This window comes from Streptomyces sp. NRRL F-5755 (assembly GCF_001279365.1).
Lineage (GTDB): Bacteria > Actinomycetota > Actinomycetes > Streptomycetales > Streptomycetaceae > Streptomyces > Streptomyces rimosus.
Genome location: NZ_LGCW01000264.1, coordinates 1 through 19,772, shown reverse-complemented (window position 1 = coordinate 19,772; position 19,772 = coordinate 1). Strand labels below are relative to the sequence as shown.

Below are 19,772 nucleotides of genomic sequence, written 5' to 3'. Positions count from 1 at the left end.
AGCACCATGGACGCTCCCCGACGCGGCCGGTACCCGCTCAGCCTGCGGCGGCGGCCCGTGGCCTGGGAGCGCCAGCGGCCCACCTGGCAGGACGCCGCGCCCAGTGTGATCGCGGGCGCGCTGGAACGCGCCAAGGCCCGGCCGTCCGGCAACTGGTACGCCGTGGGCGCCTCCCGGCAGGTCGGCCGGGACCGCCCCCTGGGCCGGACCGTCGCCGGTACGGAGGTGGTGCTGTGGCGCGCGGCCGACGGGCGGCTGCGCGGCGGTCCGGGGGCCTGCCCGCACCTGGGGGCGCCGCTGAAGGACAGTCCGGTGCGGTGCGGCACGCTCGTCTGCCACTGGCACGGACTCGCCCTGGACGGCGGCCCGTTCGCCGGGTGGGAGCCGTATCCGGTGTACGACGACGGGGTGCTGGTCTGGGTGCGCCTGGACCACGCGGGCGGTGAGGAACCGCTGGACCGGCCCCGCGTCCCGGAGCGCCCGCACGCGGCCGCCGCCGTCGCGGCCGTCCACACCGGGGTCGGGCACTGCGAGCCGGACGACGTGGTCGCCAACCGGCTCGACCCGTGGCACGGCGCGTGGTTCCACCCGTACTCCTTCGTCGACCTGACCGTGACGGACGGCCCGGCGGGCCCCTCGGACGCGTTCACCGTGGACGTGTCCTTCAAGGTCGCCGGACGTCTGGTCGTCCCCGTACGCGCGGAGTTCACCGCTCCGGGACCGCGCACCGTGGTCATGCGGATCACCGAGGGCGAGGGCGCGGGCAGCGTGGTGGAGACCCACGCCACCCCGCTCGGCACCGACGCGTCCGGCCGACCGCGCACCGCCGTCGTCGAAGCGGTCGTCGCGGCCAGCGACCGCCCGGGCTTCGCGGTGGCCCGCGCGGCGGCCCCGCTGCTGCGCCCTTTGATGCGGGCCACGGCGGGACGGCTGTGGCGCGACGACATGGCGTACGCGGAGCGGCGGTGGGAGCTGCGGCGGGCGGGGAGGTTCCCGGGGTGAACGTGCGCGGCGCACACGCCGGTGACTCGCGGGCGCCGACCGTCACCCCCAGGTGATCCCACGCGCCCCTGCGTCACCCGTAAGGGGCAACGGCAAGCAGGCGTTGACGCTGGCAGCATCGTTTCCGGACGCACCGCGCAGCCCACCGGGCACCTGTGGTGTCCGACGGCCGCGCGGCACTTCTGCGGGAAGGAGACACACCATGCCGGAAACCCAGGAAGCATACGAGACGGTCGAATACGAGGCGCCGGAGCTGGTCGAGGCCGGGGACTTCACCGAGCTGACGCTCGGGTTCCACGGGCACCACTGGGACACCTTCGGCGGGCGCGGCCACGGGTGGTGGTGATTTCCCGCTCGGCCCCGGGGCCCCGTCGCGGTGCGGCGGGGCCCCTCCCCTGCCCGGCAACGGGTGCGCCCGGCTCTCAGGCCCCCGCCACCCGCGCCATCCCCCGCAGCACCGCCGACCGGCCCCGGTCCGGCACCGTCCACAGCGTCTGGCCGCGTACGCCCCACCGCGCCAGCAGCGCGTTCGCGGCGAGGAAGCCCGTGGTGGCCGCGCGTTCCATCAGGGCCACCGGAAGGTCCGTACGTACGAGATCGCCGGCCACCATCACCGCCGGGTCGGGCGTGCGGACGGTGGGGCGGTCCTGGTAGCCGCCCACCGGGAACAGCGGGCAGTCGGCGCGCCATTCGTGCTGCGCGTCGACCACCTTCGCCCCACGGGTCTCGGGGTAGACGCGCGACAGCTGGTCCAGCAGCCGGTCCTGCTGGGCCCGCCGGTCGGTGTCCGTACGCAGCGCGTACGCGTGCAGTTCGACCACCGAGCCGCCGGTGCGGGACGCCCAGCGGGCCGCCTCTCCCTCCCAGCGCTCCAGCACGCTGACGTTGTCCAGCGCGCCGAAGCCGCTGGTGCCGAGGAAGCCCGGCCGGTCCGGGGCGACCGGCCGGTCGAGCCAGAGCCGGGAGACGAGGAACGGCGGCGCGGTCCGCAGCCGCCGCACCCGCTCGCGCCAGTCCGGGTCGCCCAGCCGGGGCGAGGCGGCGGCCAGGCCGCGCAGTCCGGCGGTGTCGAGGGCGAGGACCACCGCGTCGTGGCGCGCCGCGCCGTGGGAGCCCAGTACGGTCACGCCGCCGTCCGGGCGGGGCTCGACGGTCTCCACCGCGCAGCCGGTGTGCACCGCGACGCCGTGGCCGGTCAGGTAGCGGCCCAGCGGCTCCCACAGGGCCTGCGGGAACGGTTCGTCGGGCACGTCGAACAGCAGCCCTTCGCTGGAGCCGAGGAAATAGATGTGGAACATCAACGCCATTTCGGCGGCGGACAGTTCCCCAGGATCGGCGAAGAAGCTGCGGGAGAACACCTCGAACGCCAGGTGGTGCGCTGCTTCGGGGAAGCGGATGCGGTCCAGGAAGTCGCGCGCGCTGACGCCGTCCAGGCGCTCGTAGACGCCGGGTGTACGGACGTCGAGCAGCGGCAGCGCGGCGCGCGGGTTCATCCGGGCCATCTCGCGCAGGGTGAAGGTCGGGCTGAGCAGGGCGAAGCCGAGCGCGCTCCACGGCGGGGTACGCGGCACATGCGCGAAGCTGTCGCGCAGGCCGCTGCTGTGGCGCAGCGGGTAGTCGGGCAGCCCGGTGAGCATGCCCAGCGCCGGGTCGGCCCGGCGCAGCAGACCCCGCAGGTTGTAGTACTGGCGGAAGAAGGCATGGAAGCCGCGCGTCATCGTTGCGCGGAAGCCGTCGGCGAGCTGCACCTGACGGCCGGACAGCCGCCCGCCGAGGCCCGCCTCCCGCTCGTACAGCGTGACCCGTACGCCCCGCTCGGCCAGCGCGGTGGCCGCGGCGAGCCCGGCGATGCCGCCGCCGATCACCGCCGTGTGCGGTGCCTCGCCGCTGATCCTGGCCCGGCCCGGCGGGGGCGGCACGACGCGGGCCCGCCGGTCCCGGCCCCGGCGCGGCGCGGCGGGGCGGGCGGAGCGGCGGGAGCGCCCGGCGGCGGTCGGTGCGGCGTCAGGCGGCAGGGTCGTCATCGGGCGGTCTTCTTCCTGTCGGGGGCGGGGCGCTGCGTGCGGGGGTGTGACGTACGGGCGGGCGGCGGCGCAGCCTGGGCAGTTCCGCCACGGTGCGCAGCATGGGCCGTACGGGAGTATGCAGGCCGATGGACAGGTCCTCGCGCAGGCGGGTGCCGCCGTCCAGGAAGCGCAGCAGCCGTTCCATCGGTACACCGCGGAACAGCCCGGTGAAGAAGTCGGCGCCGTCGATGCGCCCGCTGTCCAGGGCCCGTAGCAGGACCGCGTCCATCAGCCGCGACCTGGCGGAGTGCGGGGGCGGCGGGGCCGGGGTGCGGCCTTGGTGGAAGGCGGTGGCGATGGCCCGGGTCTGGCGCTGGACGGCGGCGAAGGTGTAGCCGGTGGACGGCCGGGTGGCGCCGCCGGCGGCGCCGATACGGAAGACGCGGGGCCCGGCAGCGCGCGGGAAGCGTGCGTCGGTCATCGGGATGACGCCCTGCTCGGAGGCGGTGATGCGGTACGGGCCCAGCGCGCGGACCTCCGTCAGGTAGTGGCGCAGCGCGCGGTGGTAGGCGGCCTCGTCGAGCGGGGCGGCGGAGAACTCGGTGTACTCGGCCAGCGCTTCGTACGGGCCGAGCGGAAGGACGTAGCCGAACGACAGGCCGTGGTCCGGCTGCGGGGTGCGGAAGTCCATCAGGTCGGCGGTCGTGGGGTCGAACTCGGGGCGTTCGGTGCGGATGAACCAGCCGTGGAAGTGCTGGAGGAGGATGGTGCGGGCGGGCGGCAGGGCGGGCAGCGGCCGGGAGTCGAAGACCCAGCGGGCGCGCAGCCGCAGGGTGCCGCCCTCCGGTGTCACGCCGCGGACCTCGGCGCCGTCCGGCAGCGCGTGTACGTCCTCGACCACGGCCGTCAGCCGGTCCGCGGCCGGTGCAGCGGCGAGCCGGGCTCCCACCAGCTGCTCGAACGCGCCGGAGCGCATCATCTTGTACCGCAGCGGCCCGGGGCGCCCGGTGACCTGGGCGCCGTCGGTGCCGTGCACGCGCAGCCGGTCCCAGGAAGCTGCCAGGACGCCGTCGTACTCGCCGCCGGGCGCCTCCCAGTAGCACCAGGTGCGCTCGGGGGGACGGAGCGGTCCGGGCGGCGCGTCCACGACGGTCACCCGGGGGCTGCGGGCCCCGGGCGGCGGGGCGCAGAGCCGGTGGGCGAGGGACAGGCCCGCGGCGCCGCCGCCCACGACGGCCACCTCCGTGTCGTACACGCCGACTCCCTCCCGTCCCGCCGGGCATCACGTCGTGCCCGCACCGCGCCGACGGGCACACCAGGTCCTCGGGTGCCCGTCCGCACGGTTTCTACCGGGGGAAACGCCGTCCCGGCCACTACCACGCCGGTCGCCGGGCGAAGCCGCCCGATCGGAAGTCCGGCCCGCGCGCGGGCCGCGGAACGGAGAAAGCCCCGGCCAGACGGGGGGAGCTGGCCGGGGCAGTCGGGGCACGGGCGGGACTCCGGTCGCCTGGTCGGCGAGGGTCCAGCAACCCCGTGATCAATTGAACGATAAACCACAGGACGCCTTTCCGCCAAACCGGACGGATGTGACGCATATCGCGCACCCTCCGACCAGCCCCGACGCACGCGCCTCAGCGCCCCCGGTGCCGGGCCTTCGCCTTCTCGCGCGCCCGCGCCCTGCGCCGCTCGTCCTCCGCCGCCCGCCGCCGCTTGGCCGCGGCCCGGTTCTCGGTCTTCGCCTGCGCGAAACTCCGGGCGAGGGCTTCCTGCGCGGCGGTGCTCACCGGGCGGGCCGCCTGCTCCCGGGCGGCGGCGCGGGCCAGCCGCTTCGGGTTCGGACGGTACGGGCGCGCGACGGCCGCCGCGTCCACGGCGGGCGCGGCGAGCGCCCGCGCGATCAGGGCGTCCGCCCCGCGGAGCGCGAAGGCCAGCAGCTCGGGGCCGGTCGGCTCGGCGCCGAAGACGTGGCGGGCGGCGCGTACGCCGTCCGGCCCGGCGATCTCCAGAACGCCGACCCAGTAGGGGTCCTCGAAGAACACGGTGAACGTGCTCGGCATGGTGTTGTCCTCCCATGGTGGTGCGTGAGAGGACGAACCGGACACCCTGGGAGGGAGGTTACTGACCCCCACCCTGCGAAGGGGTAGGGGCGCCCGGACTACCGACCGGGCCGTGTTTTCGTTCGTCCTGTACATGATCCGGCCACCGATTGTGCGGGCGGCCGCCTCAGCGGACAACCGGTTTTCGGATGGTCACAGCCGTACGGCCGCCGCGCGGCAGAAACTGCCCGCCGCGCGGCGGCCGTCAGGGGATCAGGTGATCAGGGGGAAGGCGTTCAGGAGGCCGGGACCGGCCGGGCCGCGAAGCCGTTGCGCCACAGGGCGTCCACCCGGGCGCGCTCCTGCGCGTTCGGGTTGGTGTTCTGGCAGGACGGGCCGGGGCCGCCGCCCGACATCAGCTCGCTGCAGGGGCCCGAGTAGTGGTCGGGCAGACCGAGCACGTGGCCCGTCTCGTGGGCCACCACGCGGGTGGAGTTGTACTGCTGGTTCTGCCGGTAGTCGAGGAATATGTAGCCCCGCCCGTGGCCGTCGGTGCTCGCGTAGGAGCCGCGGGCGTCGTTGCCCTCGCGGTACGTGAAGTCGGCCCGGGAGCCTTCCTGGAGCTTCACGTTGCGCACGGAGCTGTTCCAGATCTGCGTGCTGCGCGCTATCTGGCTGCGGAAGGTGGGCGCGCTGGAGGCGTTGTACGTGACGGTGACGGCCAGGACGCCGGGGTTGGCGGCGCGCTTGGCGGCGGCCGACTTCATGACGGCCTGGAAGAACGCCTTGTTGGCCTTGGCCTCTTCGGCCGAGCCGGCGTACTTGGCTACGGAGGCCGCGGTGGAGACGCTCGCGCCGGAGGGGGCGGCGGGAGCGGATGCGGCGGTGGCGGGGACGGTACCGAGGGAGGCGGCCAGGCCGAGGCCGAGCACGGAGGTGAGAACCGTACGCATGGGTCTCATGGGGGAAACCTCTTCATCCGTGGGAGGGATTTGGTACCGGGATTGTGAAGGAATCAAGGTCCCCATGGATGACAGCTATTGGCGATAGCACTGCGACATCGCCCCGCCCGCCCGACCGTTCGGAAGGTCACAACGGCCGTGCCACGACAGGGTGGTGTGGGTGCGGAAGGCGCCGTTCACATCTGCGGCATGGGAACGTGGCACCTGCCCGCGCCATCACGCTCTCCGTCGAATGACGTAGGCGGTCTACGATCGATGCGGGCGCGGCCGCCCGCACGAAAGGGCGTCAGCGGGGCAGCGGCCGGGCGCGGTTGAGGTTGAGCAGCGGCGCGAGGAGATCGCCGTCGCGTTCGCGGCGCGCCGCGACCTCGTCGAACAGGAACGTGAGCTGCCCGGGGTCCGTACAGGCTTCGACCTCGTCCCAGGTCACGGGCGCGGAGACGGTGGGCAGCGCGCGGGCGCGCACCGTGTAGGGCGCGGCGGTGGTCTTCGACGCCGAGTTCTGCGAGAAGTCGATGAAGACCTTCCCCGGCCGCAGCGCCTTGGTCATCCGGTGCACGACATGGCCGGGCAGGGTCCGCTCGGCCTCGACGGCGATGCCCTTCGCGTACGCGGTGACATCCTCCGAGGGCGTCGGTTCGATCGGCACGAGGATGTGCAGGCCCTTGGAGCCGCTGGTCTTGGCGTACACGTTCAGGCCGTCGGCCAGCAGGCGCTCGCGCAGCCACCGGGCCACCCCGCAGCACTCCACGATCGTGGCCGGCTCGCCGGGGTCGAGGTCGAACACGAGGCGGTCGGCGACGCGCGGCGTATCGGCGGGCCACTGCGGCGTGTGCAGCTCCACGACCAGATTCGCGGCCCACATCAGGGTCGGTACGTCGCGTACCAGCACCTGCCGCCGGTTCTTGGCCGTGCTGCCGGGTACGTCGCAGGTCTTCACCCATGCGGGCGTCCCGGGCGGCACGTTCTTCGTGAAGAACGTCTCGCCGTCGGGACCGTCGGGATACCGCAGGAAGGAGACGGGCCGGTCGTGGATATGGGCGAGCAGCGCGCCGGCGGTGGTGGCGTAGTAGTGCAGCAGCTCGCCCTTGGTGGTGCCGGTCCGCGGATACAGGACCTTGTCCAGGTTGGTGAGCGACAGCCGCCGCCCCTCCACGACGGTGATTGGCGACATACCATGACAATCCCATACGAATCCCATGCGAGGGGATGAGACATGCGATCGGTGTGGAACGGGTCGATCTCCTTCGGGCTGGTCAGCATCCCCGTGAAGACCTACAGCGCGACCGAGCGCACGGCTTCGGTCTCGTTCGTCCGCATCCACGCGAAGGACGGCGGCCGGATCCACTACCGCAAGGTCTGCGAGCTGGACGGGGAGGAGGTCCCCACCGAGGAGGTCGGCAAGGGGTACCAGGCCGCGGACGACACGATCGTGCCGATCACCGACGAGGACCTGGCCAAGCTGCCGCTGCCGACGACCAAGACGCTGACCATCCTGGCCTTCGTCGGCGCGGACGAGATCGATCCGCTCCAGCTGGACAAGTCCTACTTCCTGGGGCCCAACGGTGTCGCCGCCACCAAGCCGTACGCGCTGCTGCGGGACGCCCTGGAGCACCAGGAGAAGGTCGCGATCGGCAAGGTGGCCATGCACGGGCGGGAGACGCTGGCCATGCTGCGGGCGCACGACGGGGCGATCGCCATGCACACGCTGCTGTGGCCGGACCAGATCCGCTCGGCACATGCCGTCGCGCCCAGCGAGAAGGTGGAGATCCGGGAGAACGAGCTGGCCCTCGCCGAGACCCTGATGGACTCGCTCGGCGAGCTGGACGAGTCGGAGCTGCACGACGACTACCGGGAGGCCGTCGAGGAGCTGGTCACCGCCAAGCTGGAGGGCGGCGAGCCGGTCGCGCCCCGGGCCGCCCCGCGCGGCGGCAAGGTCATCGACCTCATGGCCGCGCTGGAGAACAGTGTGCGGGCGGCGCGGGAGTCGCGCGGGGAGGGCGGCGGCGCCGGGGAGGACGCGGACGAGGCGGACCGGGCCTCGGTCACGCCGATCGGGAGCCGCAAGACGACGAAGAAGGCCGCGGCGAAGACCGCGTCCGGCAGCGGCGCCAAGAAGACGGCGGCCCGCAAGACGTCCGGGTCCGCGGCCAAGAAGTCCGCCTCCGGCAGGTCGGCCGCCTCCGGCGGGAAGAAGAGCGCGACCGGCGGTAAGAAGGCCGCGGCGAAATCCTCGGCCTCGAAGTCCGCCGCCAAGAAGAGCACCGCGAAGAAGAGCAGCAGGAAGGCGTCGGCCTGAGGGTGCGGGGCGCGGGCGGGCCCGGAGCGGGGCCCGGCAGGCTTAGAGTCGGTGCATGGCTTCAGACGAGGGAACGGTGCGCGTCGACAGCTGGATCTGGTCCGTCCGGCTGACCAAGACGCGTTCGATGGCCGCGACGGCCTGTCGCGGTGGGCATGTTCGGGTCAATGGCGAACGGGTGAAGGCCGCCCACGGGGTGCGGCCGGGCGACGAGGTGCGCCTGCGGCACGCCGGGCGCGAGCGCATCGTCGTGGTCTCGCGTCTCGTAAGCAAGCGGGTCGGCGCCGCGGTCGCCGCGGAGTGCTTCGTCGACAACAGCCCCCCGCCGCCGCCTCGCGAGGAGATCATCGCCGTCCCCCAGCGCGACCGGGGCACCGGCCGACCCACCAAACGCGACCGGCGCGAAATGGAGCAGTTGCGGGGCCGCTGAGAGCCGGGCGTTCCCATACGGGCGAAAGGGTGGCCGTACGGGAACGCCCGCCTCACAGCTCTCTTTCGTCGACAACAGCCCCCCCCCCACCGCCGCCTCGCGAGGAGATCACCGCCGTCCCCCAGCGCGACCGGGGCACCGGCCGACCCACCAAACGCGACCGGCGCGAAATGGAGCAGCTGCGGGGCCGCTGAGGGCCGGACGTTCCCATATGGGCGAAAAGCCGGCCGTACGGGAACGCCCGCTCCGCTCACAGCTCGCTCAGGTACACCCAGGCGCCCTCGTCGCGTACGAAGCGGCTGTTCTCCTCCTGTGCGCCGGGCTCGCCGCGCAGCGTGTAGTGGGCGCGGAATTCCACGGTGCCCTCGCTGTGGAACGCGCTCCCGCCCGTCGTGCCGAGGATCTCCAGGCGCGTCCACCGCTGCCCCGGCTCGAACTCCACGCCTGCCGGGCGCGTCGCGGGGTGCCAGGTGCGCAGCAGGTACGGGGCGTCACCGGCCGCGAAGGCGCTGTAGCGCGAGCGCATCAGCCGCTCGGCCGTCGGCGCTGCGGCCTCGCCCCGGTGGAAGCGGGCGCAGCACTCCGCGTAGGACGCTTCCAGGCCGCAGGGGCAGGGGGAGGCGGGGTCGATCGCCGGTCGCCGGCGTGCGTGGTTCTTGGACACCTCTCGATTGTGACCGCTTCGGATGCCCGGCCGGGCGGCGGGGGCCGGGGCCGGTGGGCGGCGGTCAGCCGGTGGCGCCGCGCAGCCAGCCGTCGACCGTGGCCGTCACGGCGCGGGCGAAGCGGTCGATGCCCGGCGACCGCACGGGGCACGGGCGGGGCGTGGTGGTCGTCGGCGCCAGGCAGAAGTGCAGGGCGTCGTCGGAGCGGTGCAGGTCGGTGGTGCCGCCGCCGGGGGCCGGGTGGGTGCAGTACGCGGGGTGGGCGCGTTCGTAGGCGTCGCAGGGCAGTTGGCGGGTCCAGCGGTAGCGGTCGCCGGCGGGGCCGAGCGTACGGCCCGCGTCCGCGTAGAGGTCACCGGCCGCGGCGGCGCGGTCGGCGTACAGGGCGTTGATGCGGCGGATGCGGTCCGGGTGGAAGGCGTCGGGCCCCTGGGAGGCCCAGACGATCTTCGGCCGGGCGAGGCCGGCGTCCCGTGCCGCCGCGGCGATCTCCCCGGTCAGCGCCCGCGCGTCGGCCGCGTACCGCTCGTAGTAGCCCGCCGTGCCGTACGTGGCGCCGGCCATGCACGGCGTGTAGCCCCAGGCGTTCCCCCAGAACTGGAGGATCACGACGCGCGGCCGCACCGTCCGTACGAGCGTCGCCGCCTTGTCCCGGGCGGGGACGAGCGACTTGCCGCGCCAGGACGTGAGGTAGTCGCACAGCGTCGTGCCGGAGTGCGGGGCGGCGTGCAGCGTGGCGCGCCCGGTCGCGGCGAGCCGTTCGGCCAGGGCGTCCTGGCTCTCCACGGCCAGGGAGTCGCCGAGGTACAGCGCGGGGACGGCCGGGCCGGGCGGCTTGCGGCCGGGGGTGGTGGGGTCCGGCGGCGGTACGGGCGTACCGCCGCCGGGTGCCGGTGCGGTCGCGGCGGGGGGCGGGGCGCCCTCGGGTGCGATCGGCGCGTCCGTGGGGTCGGAGGCGAAGACCATGCCCCAGCCGAAGGCCCCGACCAGGGCCAGGGCCACCACGGTGAGCAGCGGTACCAGCCAGCGCTGGGTCATCGGGCCGCCCCCGGTCGCGTCGCGTGTACGGCCGGTGGCTCATGTCAGGTGCACTTCACACCGGCACGGGCAGACCAGGGAAGCACACCGGGAGCCGGGTGAGAAGACCGCCCGGCTACTCGGCGAGCGCGGCCGGCAGGGCCCCGTGCCGCCGGTCGGCCGGTGCCGGGATTTTGCCGCAGAACTCCGCCTCGATCACGTTGACATAGAGGGCGCCGTCCGCCAGCCAGTCGCCGTTCATGTTGAACGTGAGCCGGTGGCCGCCGTCCCGTGTGGAGACCGTGGCGGACATCGAGCCGTTGGTGCGGCCCGTCTTGCCCACCACCGGCACCCCGCAGGACAGGGTGATGGTCTCCACGCCGAGGCCGAACGCGAACCCGTCGCCCGTCGGCACCGCGTCGAGCAGTTCCCTCATCTGCGCACGGGGCAGCAACTGGCCGCGCATCAGGGCATGTTGGAAGGTGTTGAGGTCCCCGAGGGTGGAGATCATGTCACCGGACGCGCCCAGCCAGGTCATGTTCTGCTCGGTGGCGTCGTGAATCGGCGCGTCGGGGGCCGGGTCGTGCAGCCGGGAGTAGGCGACGGGGTGCGGGTCCGGCATGCTCGCGTCACTGCCGGGGAACGAGGTGCCGCGCAGGCGCAGCGGCTCGATGATGCGGTGTTTGACCTCGTCGGCGTACGGATGCCCGGTCACCGCCTCGATGACCATTCCGGCGAGAACGTAGTTGGTGTTCGAGTAGCTGGCCTTCTCCCCCGGCGCGGCGACCGGCGGATACTTCAGCGCGATGGCGACCAGCTCTTCGGGCGTGTGGTTGTCGTAGCGGTGCTGCGGGAAACCGCTGCCGGAGGAGTTGGTCTGGAATTCCCGGTCGCCGGTGTGGCTGGGCAGGCCGCTGGTGTGGTTGAGCAGCCGGCGCACGGTGATCGCGCGGCCGTCGTTGCCGTTGCCGCGCACCAGGCCGGGCAGCCACGTGTCGACCGTGTCGTCCAGGCTCAGCTGCCCTTCGGCCTCCAGTTGGAGCAGGACGGTGGCGATGAACGGCTTGGTGATGCTCGCCGCCCGGAAACGGTCGTGGACCGAGCGCTTGCGCCCCGTATCGACGTCCGCGGCCCCCGCGGAGCCGAACCATCTCTCCTTCCCGTCGCGGACTTCGGCGGCGACGCCGGGTATGCGGCCCGCTTCCACCAGTTGGCGGAGGGCGGCCCGGGTGGCTTCGTGGCCGTGGCCGGGCGCCCGCGGGGCGGGCGTCGCCGCGTACACGGGTGTCAGGGCCGTGGTGGCCAGTGCGGCGACGGTGGTGAGGGCGAGCAAGGCGGTGCGTAAGGTCCGCTGCTTCATGGGCGGTGTCTCCGGCGTCTTGAGGGAGCCGAGCGCATCCCTGTGGCGGGGAGGACGCCGGAGGGCGGGCCGGGGTTGAAGCGCCGGAGGTGCGGCCGCCGTGCGGTGGTGCGGGACCGGCCCCATGATGGAAGCAGCGGAGGCACTGCCGGCCCGGTGGTCCCTCCGGACCCGAGCGATCTTTCGGGAGGCGCCATGGACAAGGACAGCACTCCGGATTCCGACGAGGCCCGCGCCGCGCGGCTGCGGGAGCTCTACACGGGCGGTGAGCGCCCGTTCGATCCGGAGGACCTGGTCATGGCCAGGGGACTGGAACCGACGCCGGAACGGGTCGAGGAGGCTCGCCGGCTCATTGAGGAGAAGGGGGCGGCGGCCATCGAACGGTATCTGCCGTAGCCCCGGCGGTGGGCCGCCGCAGGGGCTCAGCCGTGGTGCGCCAGGGCGGCGATGTGCTCGCGGTAGGCGGCACTGTCCGCCTCGCTCAGCGGCAGCCGGCCGTCGCCCGCGAGGTGCGACGGGAGGTAGGTGGCCTGCTTGACCGCCTGGTGGAGCGGGCCGGGCAGATTCAGGAGGAACTGGCCCCGCTCGGCGGTCTCGATGACCATCCACGAGCCGGAGCCCCGGTCCTCCGGGGAGGTCGGCTCGATCGTGCTCACCGCCGTCACGGTGAGGGTGGGCGGCATATCGGTGGCAGTGCCCGTCCTGTTCTCGTGCTGGGTACTCATGTCCCCTCCCTAACAACCGGGGGCGGGCCGGGGCCAGCCGTGGCGCCGAGTCGTGTCTCACAGTGGCCGGGGGAATGCGGGCCGGGACCGCGGAAGGAAAGGTGAGCGACGCAGATGGGCCGCAGAAGAGACTTGGCCAAAGTGACCCCTCCGCTCCGCGCCGCGGGGCCCCGATCACCGATCATGGCCGGCATGAGCGAGGAGACCCACACCACGGGGCCGGCCCCGGAGGCGGCACGGCGTACACATGACCGGGAGCGACGGCGGGCGCGGCTGGTGCTCGCCGGGCGTGCGGAGAGCGCGGAGGACCTGGCGATGCTGATCGATGCCCTGGGGCTCGATCCCGCGGAGGATCAGGAGACGCCGCCCGGCAGGAGCGGCTGAGCACGTGAGGGAGACGGCCGGTCCTGCACCGCGGAAACCGCCGGCTTCGCCGTCTCCCCGCAAGCAGCCGGGCCCGCCGTCTTCACGCGAAGCGGCGGGCCCGGCCCCTGTCCCCGGCGATTTTCCGTCAGGTGTCCCCCTCCATGGCCTCCACCAGGGATTTCGGCCGCATGTCCGTCCAGCGTTGCGAGACGTGGTCCAGGCAGCCCTGGCGTGTGTCCTCGCCGTGGACGACGGTCCAGCCGCCGGGCAGTTCGGCGGCAGCGGGCCACAGGGAGTACTGGTTCTCGTCATTGACGAGGACGAGGTAGGCGGCGTCCGGGTCTTCGAACGGGTTGGTCATGTGCGGCTCCTGAGGTGTGTCGGCGGGACGGGTCCGTACGGGGGTGGTGCCGTGCCGGCGAGTGCGGCGGCGAGGACGGGACCGATGCGTTCCAGGGCGTGCGGCTGCATCATGTGGCCGTGTTCGCAGCGCACGTCGTGGGTGTGGACGGTGCCGGAGACGTACGGCTGCCACGCCTCCGCCGGCCAGTGCGCTTCGCCGCGTTCGGGTTCCGCCTTGAACAGCAGGAGGTCGCCCTCGTAGACGGCGGGCCGGAAGGTGTACCAGCGCAGGCGGGTGTTGTCGGTCAGGGTCTGTGCCACGGCCGTGACGAGGGGTTCCTCCAGCAGGGCGGCCAGCGCGCTGCCCTGGCCGCGGAGGATGTCGGCGGCCCGTGCGGGGTCGAGGCCGCGGTGGGCGGCGCCGGGGCTGACCGCGTCGGCGAACAGGTAGGCCACGTCGCGGGCGGTGTGGCGGGGCAGGACGCGGTCGGGCTCGACCTGGAGGGGTGCTGCGTCCAGGAGGGCCAGGAGCGCCACTTTTTCGCCTTGTTGCTGGAGGCGGGTGGCCATCGCGTGGGCGACGGCGCCGCCGAAGGACCAGCCGAGCAGGTGGTAGGGGCCGGTCGGCTGGACGGTGCGGATGCGGTCGAGGTAGTCGGCGGCCATGGCGTCGATGGTGGCGGGGCGGGCGCCGGGTTCGGTCAGGCCGCGGGCCTGGAGTCCGATGACGGGGCGGTCGTGGAGGTGGCGCAGCAGTCCGGCGTACGGCCAGCTGATGCCGGAGGCGGGGTGGACGCAGAACAGTGGCGGGCGGCTGCCGCGCGCTCGCAGCGGCAGCAGGACGTCCAGGGCGTCCGCCGTCGTGGTGGACGCCTCGTGCAGGGTGCGCAGGAGTCCGGCGGGCGTCTGCGTCTCGAACAGGGCGCGGATTCCGGGGTCGGCGCCGAAGACCGTACGGACGCGGCTGATGAGGCGGGCCGCCAGCAGCGAGTCGCCGCCGAGGTCGAAGAAGCCGTCGTCGGCGCCCACCGCGGGCAGGCCGAGGATTTCGGCGAAGAGCGCGCCCATCAGTTCTTCGGGCGGGGTGCCCGGTGGCCGGCCGCCTTCCGGGGCGGTGATGTCGGGGGCGGGCAGCGCGCGCCGGTCCAGCTTGCCGTTGGCGGTCAGGGGCAGCGCGTCCAGGAGGACCGCGGCGGCGGGGACCATGAACCGGGGCAGCCGCTCGCGCAGGAACCGGCGCAGCTGTGCGGGCTCCGGTTCGGTGCCGGGTGCGGGGACGGCGTACGCGACGAGCTGCTTGCGGCCGGGGGTGTCCTCGCGGACGGCCACGGCGGCGCGGTCCACGCCGGGGTGGGCGAGCAGCGCGGCCTGCACCTCGCCCAGTTCGATCCGTACGCCGTGGATCTTCACCTGGTCGTCCACCCGGCCGAGGTATTCCACGACGCCGTCGGGGCGCTGCCGTCCCAGGTCGCCGGTGCGGTACATGCGCTCGCCGGGCGCGCCGTACGGGTCGGCCACGAAGCGTTCGGCGGTGCGGGCGGGGCGGTGCAGATAGCCGCGGGCCAGGCCGGTGCCGGTGAGGTGGATCTCGCCGGGTACGCCGGGCGGCACCGGGCGCAGTGCGGCGTCCAGGACGTGGACGTGGGTGTTCCAGATGGGCGTTCCGGCGGCCACGTCGGGTCCGTCGGCGACGGCGTGCAGGCTGTCGCCGCTGGCTTCCGAGGCGCCGTAGAAGTTGACCAGGCGGGCGTGCGGGAGGGCGTCGGCGAACCGCTGGGAGAGGGCGGGCGGGAGGGCTTCGCCGCTGGTCACCCACAAGGTGCAGGTCGCCAGCAGGCCGGTGTCGCCGTCGAGGAGGGCGGCCAGCAGGCTGGGCACGACGGTGATGCGGGTGGCGCGGTGCCGGGCGACGAGGGCGGCCAGGTCCGCCGGGCTGCGGGCGGTGAGGGAGTCGGCGAGGACGACCGGCGCGCCGTGCAGCAGGGCGCCGAGCAGTTCGGTGGTGCCGTCGATGAAGCTCAGGGTGGTCTTGGCGAGCACCGGCTGTCCGGCGTGCCAGGGATACGTACGGGAGCACCACAGCAGCCGGTTGACGCACCCGCGGTGCAGGCCGACGACGCCCTTGGGGGTGCCGGTGGAGCCGGAGGTGTAGAGGACGTACGCGGGGTGCAGCGGCCTCAGCGGGGCGCGCCGGTCGGCGTCGGTGAGGTCGGTGTCCGGCAGGGTGCGCAGCGCCTCGTGCGTGGCGTGCTCGTCCAGGACGAGGCGCGGGGTGTCCGTGGCGGGCAGGGCCGGCGCGGTGGCCCGGTCGGTGACCAGCAGGACGGGCCGGGTGTCGCCGAGCATGAAGGCCAGGCGCCCGGCGGGGTAGTCCGGGTCGAGGAAGAGGTGGGCGGCTCCTGCCTTGAGGACGGCGAGTACGGCGGTGACCATGGCGGGCGTACGGGGCAGGGCCAGCGCGACGACGCTCTCGGGCCCGGCTCCGTGTGCGGCGAGCAGGCGGGCGAGGCGGTTGGCGGCGGCGTTGAGTTCCGCGTAGGTGAGGGTCAGGTCGGCGTAGTACAGGGCGGGGGCGCCGGGATCGGCGGCCGCCCGGTCCTCGAAGAGGCGCGGGAGGACGGTGTCGGGGACGCCGTGCGCGGTGTCGTTCCGTTCGCGCAGGGTGCGGCGTTCCTGGCGGGAGAGGATGTCGGCCTGGCTGATGCGCTGCCCGGGGTCGGCCGTCGCGGCGTCGGTGATACGGCGCAGCCGCGCCGTGAACGTCTCGATGGTGGGGCGGTCGAAGAGGTCGCTGCTGAACTCGACCGCGGCCTCGATCCCGGCGGGGGTCCCGTCGGGCGCGCGGTGCTCGGTGGCGTTGATCTCCATGTCGAGCCGGGCCGTGCCGGTGCCGGCGGGCATCGGGGTGATGTCCAGGCCGGGCAGTTCCAGGCCCCGGCCGGCGGCGGGCTGCCAGGTCAGCAGCGTTTGGACGAGCGGGTGGCGGGCGGCCGTGCGGGGCGGGTTGAGGGCTTCCACGAGGCGTTCGAAGGGGACGTCCTGGTGGGCGTAGGCGGCGAGGTCGACGTCCCGTACGCGCTCGATGAGTTCGCGGAAGGTGGGGTCGCCGGAGGTGTCGGTGCGCAGGACGAGGGTGTTGACGAAGAAGCCGACCACCTCGTCCAGCGCTTCGTCGGTCCGTCCCGCGGCGGGGGTGCCGAGGGGGATGTCCGTACCGGCGCCCAGCCGGGTGAACAGGGCCGCCAGCGCGGCCTGTACGACCATGAACACGCTCGCGCCACAGTCCCGGGCGAGCGCGGCGAGCCGCCGGTGCGCGGCCGCGTCCCAGGAGAAGGCCAGGTTTTCGCCACGTCCGCCGGGCCGTGCCGGGCGCGGCCGGTCGGTGGGCAGCGTCAGCTGGTCGGGCAGGTCGCGCAGGTGCGCGGTCCAGTACCTGAGCTGTTCGGCGAGGAGGCTGTCCGGATCGTCCGGGTCGCCGAGGAGTTCGTGCTGCCAGAGGGCGTAGTCGGCGTACTGGACGGGCGGGGGCGGCAGGTCGGGGGTGCGGCCCGCGCGGCGTTCGGTGTAGGCGTGGGCCAGGTCGCGCCACAAGGGGCCGAGGGACCAGCCGTCGGCGGCGATGTGATGCACGACGAAGAGCAGCAGGTGTTCCTCCGGGCCGAGCACGAGGAGTTCGGCGCGGAGCGGGAGTTCGCGGGTCAGATCGACGGCCCGGCGGGCGGCCGTGCGGACGCGTGCGCTGACCTCGTCCTGTCCGGCGCCGGTCAGGTCGGTGAGGGCGACGGCGGCGTGCGCGGCGTCCCGGCCGAGCACCATCTGCCGGGGTACGCCGTCGGTCTCGGGCAGGACCGTACGCAGCACCTCGTGCCGGTCGATCACGTCCACCAGCGCGGCGCACAGCGCCGGAGCGTCCAGGGCGCCGGTCAGCCGCATGGCCAGGGGAACGTTGTAGGTGGCGCTCGGCCCCTCCAGGCGGTGCAGGAACCACAGGCGGCGCTGGGCGTGGGACAGCGGCACCGTGTCCGGCCGGGGAACGGGGCGGAGCGCGGGCCGGGGCCGCCGGGCGGCGCGCAGCCGTCCGGCCGTACCGGCGACGGTCGGTGCGGCGAAGAGGGCCCGCAGGTCGAGTTCGGCGCCCAGTACCGTACGGATACGTGCGGCCAGCCTGGTGGCCAGCAGGGAGTCGCCGCCGAGGTCGAAGAAACTGTCGTCCACCCCGACCGAGGGCAGCCGCAGCACCTCGGCGAACAGACCGCACAGCACCTCTTCCTCGGGTGTGCGGGGCGCGCGTCCGGCCGCCGGGGCGGCGAATCCGGGGTCGGGCAGGGCACGCCGGTCGAGCTTGCCGCCGACCGTGGTGGGCAGCGTGTCCAGCACCACGACAGCTGCCGGGACCATGTGCTCGGGCAGCCGAGCGCGCAGGAACTCCCGTACGGCGCCCGGCTCAGGGGCGGCGGCTTCCGGTGCGGCGACCACGTAGCCGACGAGCCGCGCGGTGCCCGACGCGTCCGTACGGACGGCGGCCGCGGCGCGGGCCACGGCGGGGTGGGCGGTCAGCGCGGCCTCGATCTCCCCCGGCTCGATACGGAACCCCCGCACCTTCACCTGGTCATCGGCCCGCCCGACGAACTCCAGCTGCCCGTCGGCCCGCCACCGCACCAGATCACCGGTGCGGTACATCCGCTCCCCCGGCACCCCGTACGGACACGCCACGAACCGCTCCGCCGTCGGCCCCGGACGCCCCACATATCCCCGCGCCAGTCCGGCGCCCGCCGCGTACAACTCCCCCGTCACGCCCGGCGGCACCGGCCGCAGCCCCGCGTCCAGCACGTACACCCGGCTGTGGGTGACGGGCGCGCCGATCGGCGGGGTGCCGGTGCCGTGCAGCGGCTCGCTGAGCGTGACGCAGACGGTCGCCTCGGTCGGACCGTACGCGTTGATCATGCGACGCCCCGGCGACCAGCGGGCCACCAGCTCGGCGGTGCCCGCCTCACCGCCGATGACCAGCGTCTCCAGGTCCGGCAGTGCCATCGTCGGCACGCCGGACAGCACCGTCGGCGGGATCAGGCAGTGGCTGACGCGCTCGCGGGCCAGGAAGTCCACGAGCGCGTCCCCGGCCGGCGGCCCGGCCGGCGGCACGACCAGCGTGGCGCCCGACGCGAACGCCATCAGCGTCTCCATCACGGAGGCGTCGAAGCTGGGCGAGGCGAACCGGAGTACCCGGCTGCCCGGCCGCAGCCCGAAGCGGGCCACCTGAGCGACGGCGAGGGCGTGGATGCCGGTGTGGGTCACCGCGACGCCCTTGGGTGCGCCGGTGGAGCCGGAGGTGTGGATGACGTACGCCGGGTGCGACGGCCTGAGGGGGGCGAGCCGGTCGGCGTCGGTGGGGTTGTGGTCCGGCTGCCCGGCGAGCAGGCCAGGCGTGTGCTCGGCGTCCAGCACCACACACGGCGGCCCGTCGGGCGGCAGTTCGCGGGCGGCGCCGGCGCTCGTCACGACGAGGACGGGCGCGGTGTCGCGCAGCAGGTACGCGATGCGCTCCCGCGGCAGCGCGGGGTCGACGGGGAGGTGGGCGGCGCCGGTCTTGGCCACGGCGAGGGCGGCCAGGACGGCCGCGGCGGACCGGGGCAGGCAGAGGGCGATGACGCGCTCGGGCCCCGCGCCACGGCTGATCAGCAGGTGGGCGAGACGGTTGGCGTCGGCGTTGGCCTCCGCGTACGTCGCCGACCACGCTCCCTCCACCAGGGCGGGCGCCTCGGGCCCCCGTGCGGCCCACGCCTCGAACAGCGCGGGAAGCAGCCCGGTCGGCAGCCCGCGTGCCGGACCGCTCCACCGGTGGAGCAGCAGGCGGCGCTCCCCCGGAGAGAGGATGTCCGCCTGCCCGATGGGACTTTCGGGCCGCGCCACGGCCGCTTCCAGGAGCCGCCGCAGCCGTACGGCCAGCCCCTCGGCGGTACTACGGTCGAACAGCGCGGTGGCGAACTCGAGCGACCCGTCCACCCCGGCGGGCGCCCCGCCCGGCGCCCGGCGCTCGGTGAGCCGGAAGGACAGGTCGAACTTCGCGGTGCCGGTATGCGCCTCCTCCTGCTCGACCGCGACGCCGGGCAGGGACAGGGCGCCTCCAGAGGGCGTGTCCACGGCCAGAGCGACATGGAAGAGCGGGTTGCGGCCGGGGGAACGGTCCGGGTTCAGGGCCTCGACCAGCCGCTCGAAGGGGAGATCCTGGTGCGCGTACGCCCGCAGGTCGGTCTCCCGGACCCGCCGCAGCAGCTCACGGAACGACGGATCACCGGAGGTATCGGTCCGCAGCACCAGCGTGTTGACGAAGAAGCCCACCACATCGTCGAGAGCCGCGTCCGAGCGGCCTGCTACGGGGGTGCCCAGCGGGATATCCGTGCCCGCCCCGAGCCGGGTCAGCAGCGCCGCCAAGGCGGCCTGCACCACCATGAACACACTCGCCCCGCACTCCCGGGCCAGCGCCACCACCCGACCGTGCAACTCCGCATCCCAGCGGAACGGCACCGTCGCGCCCCGGTGATCCGGAGCGGCAGGACGCGGACGG

The 19,772-nt window shown here is 74.1% G+C and carries 17 protein-coding genes; 6 read left to right on the top strand and 11 right to left on the bottom strand.

The features are described 5' to 3' along the window. The first annotated feature begins 6 nt into the window (after nucleotides 1-6). Together ADK86_RS23020 and ADK86_RS42450 are read left to right on the top strand one after the other, a co-directional pair. The gene (locus ADK86_RS23020; protein ID WP_053698314.1) at nucleotides 7-1,002 is read left to right on the top strand and encodes a DUF5914 domain-containing protein; all 996 of its coding nucleotides are present in this window, start codon (nucleotides 7-9) and stop codon (nucleotides 1,000-1,002) included. 202 nt (nucleotides 1,003-1,204) lie between these two features. Beyond that, nucleotides 1,205-1,348 (top strand): lasso RiPP family leader peptide-containing protein, encoded by a 144-nt coding sequence (locus ADK86_RS42450; protein WP_107088541.1) that lies wholly within the window; start codon nucleotides 1,205-1,207, stop codon nucleotides 1,346-1,348. Between the two features lie 76 nt (nucleotides 1,349-1,424). Here ADK86_RS42450 and ADK86_RS23015 read toward each other — a convergent pair whose 3' ends face one another. The 5 genes from ADK86_RS23015 to ligD form a co-directional block, all read right to left on the bottom strand. After that, nucleotides 1,425-3,026 (bottom strand): FAD-dependent oxidoreductase, encoded by a 1,602-nt coding sequence (locus ADK86_RS23015; RefSeq protein WP_078952198.1) that lies wholly within the window; start codon nucleotides 3,024-3,026, stop codon nucleotides 1,425-1,427. Beyond that, on the bottom strand, nucleotides 3,007-4,263 hold the full coding sequence (locus ADK86_RS23010; protein ID WP_053698291.1) for a lycopene cyclase family protein: 1,257 nt from the start codon (nucleotides 4,261-4,263) through the stop codon (nucleotides 3,007-3,009). The genes ADK86_RS23015 and ADK86_RS23010 overlap by 20 nt, the downstream gene beginning before the upstream one ends. Before the next feature lie 376 nt (nucleotides 4,264-4,639). Further along, the gene (locus ADK86_RS23005; RefSeq protein WP_053698290.1) at nucleotides 4,640-5,065 is read right to left on the bottom strand and encodes a YjdF family protein; all 426 of its coding nucleotides are present in this window, start codon (nucleotides 5,063-5,065) and stop codon (nucleotides 4,640-4,642) included. Between the two features lie 275 nt (nucleotides 5,066-5,340). Further along, nucleotides 5,341-6,006, bottom strand: coding sequence for a snapalysin (snpA, locus tag ADK86_RS23000; protein ID WP_053698289.1), 666 nt, complete (start codon nucleotides 6,004-6,006; stop codon nucleotides 5,341-5,343). Nucleotides 6,007-6,292: 286 nt separating this feature from the next. After that, nucleotides 6,293-7,180, bottom strand: a complete 888-nt coding sequence (ligD, locus tag ADK86_RS22995) for a non-homologous end-joining DNA ligase (protein ID WP_053698288.1) — start codon at nucleotides 7,178-7,180, stop codon at nucleotides 6,293-6,295. A 42-nt stretch (nucleotides 7,181-7,222) separates the two neighbouring features. Here ligD and ADK86_RS22990 point away from each other — a divergent pair, with 42 nt between their 5' ends. Further along, on the top strand, nucleotides 7,223-8,305 hold the full coding sequence (locus ADK86_RS22990; protein ID WP_053698287.1) for a Ku protein: 1,083 nt from the start codon (nucleotides 7,223-7,225) through the stop codon (nucleotides 8,303-8,305). Between the two features lie 55 nt (nucleotides 8,306-8,360). Further along, nucleotides 8,361-8,735 (top strand): RNA-binding S4 domain-containing protein, encoded by a 375-nt coding sequence (locus ADK86_RS22985; protein ID WP_053698286.1) that lies wholly within the window; start codon nucleotides 8,361-8,363, stop codon nucleotides 8,733-8,735. A gap of 250 nt (nucleotides 8,736-8,985) precedes the next feature. Here ADK86_RS22985 and ADK86_RS22980 read toward each other — a convergent pair whose 3' ends face one another. From ADK86_RS22980 to ADK86_RS22970, 3 genes are all read right to left on the bottom strand, one after another. Next, entirely contained in the window at nucleotides 8,986-9,399 is a 414-nt protein-coding gene (locus ADK86_RS22980; protein ID WP_053698285.1) for a YchJ family protein, read from the bottom strand. A 64-nt stretch (nucleotides 9,400-9,463) separates the two neighbouring features. Then, the gene (locus ADK86_RS22975; RefSeq protein WP_053698284.1) at nucleotides 9,464-10,438 is read right to left on the bottom strand and encodes a hypothetical protein; all 975 of its coding nucleotides are present in this window, start codon (nucleotides 10,436-10,438) and stop codon (nucleotides 9,464-9,466) included. Nucleotides 10,439-10,553: 115 nt separating this feature from the next. Further along, the gene (locus ADK86_RS22970; protein ID WP_053698283.1) at nucleotides 10,554-11,777 is read right to left on the bottom strand and encodes a serine hydrolase domain-containing protein; all 1,224 of its coding nucleotides are present in this window, start codon (nucleotides 11,775-11,777) and stop codon (nucleotides 10,554-10,556) included. Nucleotides 11,778-11,972: 195 nt separating this feature from the next. On the opposite strand from ADK86_RS22970, the gene ADK86_RS22965 reads away from it, so the two are divergent. After that, nucleotides 11,973-12,173, top strand: coding sequence for a hypothetical protein (locus ADK86_RS22965; protein ID WP_003985593.1), 201 nt, complete (start codon nucleotides 11,973-11,975; stop codon nucleotides 12,171-12,173). 26 nt (nucleotides 12,174-12,199) lie between these two features. On the opposite strand, the gene ADK86_RS22960 is transcribed toward ADK86_RS22965, so the two are convergent. Beyond that, a complete protein-coding gene (locus tag ADK86_RS22960) occupies nucleotides 12,200-12,502 on the bottom strand; it encodes a hypothetical protein (protein ID WP_159393918.1) in 303 nt (100 codons plus the stop codon). 192 nt (nucleotides 12,503-12,694) lie between these two features. On the opposite strand from ADK86_RS22960, the gene ADK86_RS22955 reads away from it, so the two are divergent. Then, nucleotides 12,695-12,886 carry a hypothetical protein gene (locus ADK86_RS22955; protein WP_125520498.1) on the top strand — a complete coding sequence of 64 codons (192 nt, stop codon included), beginning with the start codon at nucleotides 12,695-12,697 and terminating at the stop codon, nucleotides 12,884-12,886. A 127-nt stretch (nucleotides 12,887-13,013) separates the two neighbouring features. Here the strand turns inward: ADK86_RS22955 and ADK86_RS22950 are convergent, their stop codons facing one another. Both ADK86_RS22950 and ADK86_RS22945 read right to left on the bottom strand, forming a co-directional pair. After that, complete coding sequence (locus tag ADK86_RS22950) at nucleotides 13,014-13,229, bottom strand: MbtH family protein (protein ID WP_030593830.1); 216 nt, start codon at nucleotides 13,227-13,229, stop codon at nucleotides 13,014-13,016. After that, a partial coding sequence (locus ADK86_RS22945; protein ID WP_159393917.1) for an amino acid adenylation domain-containing protein occupies nucleotides 13,226-19,772 on the bottom strand: 6,547 nt, incomplete at its 5' end. The genes ADK86_RS22950 and ADK86_RS22945, both read right to left, overlap by 4 nt.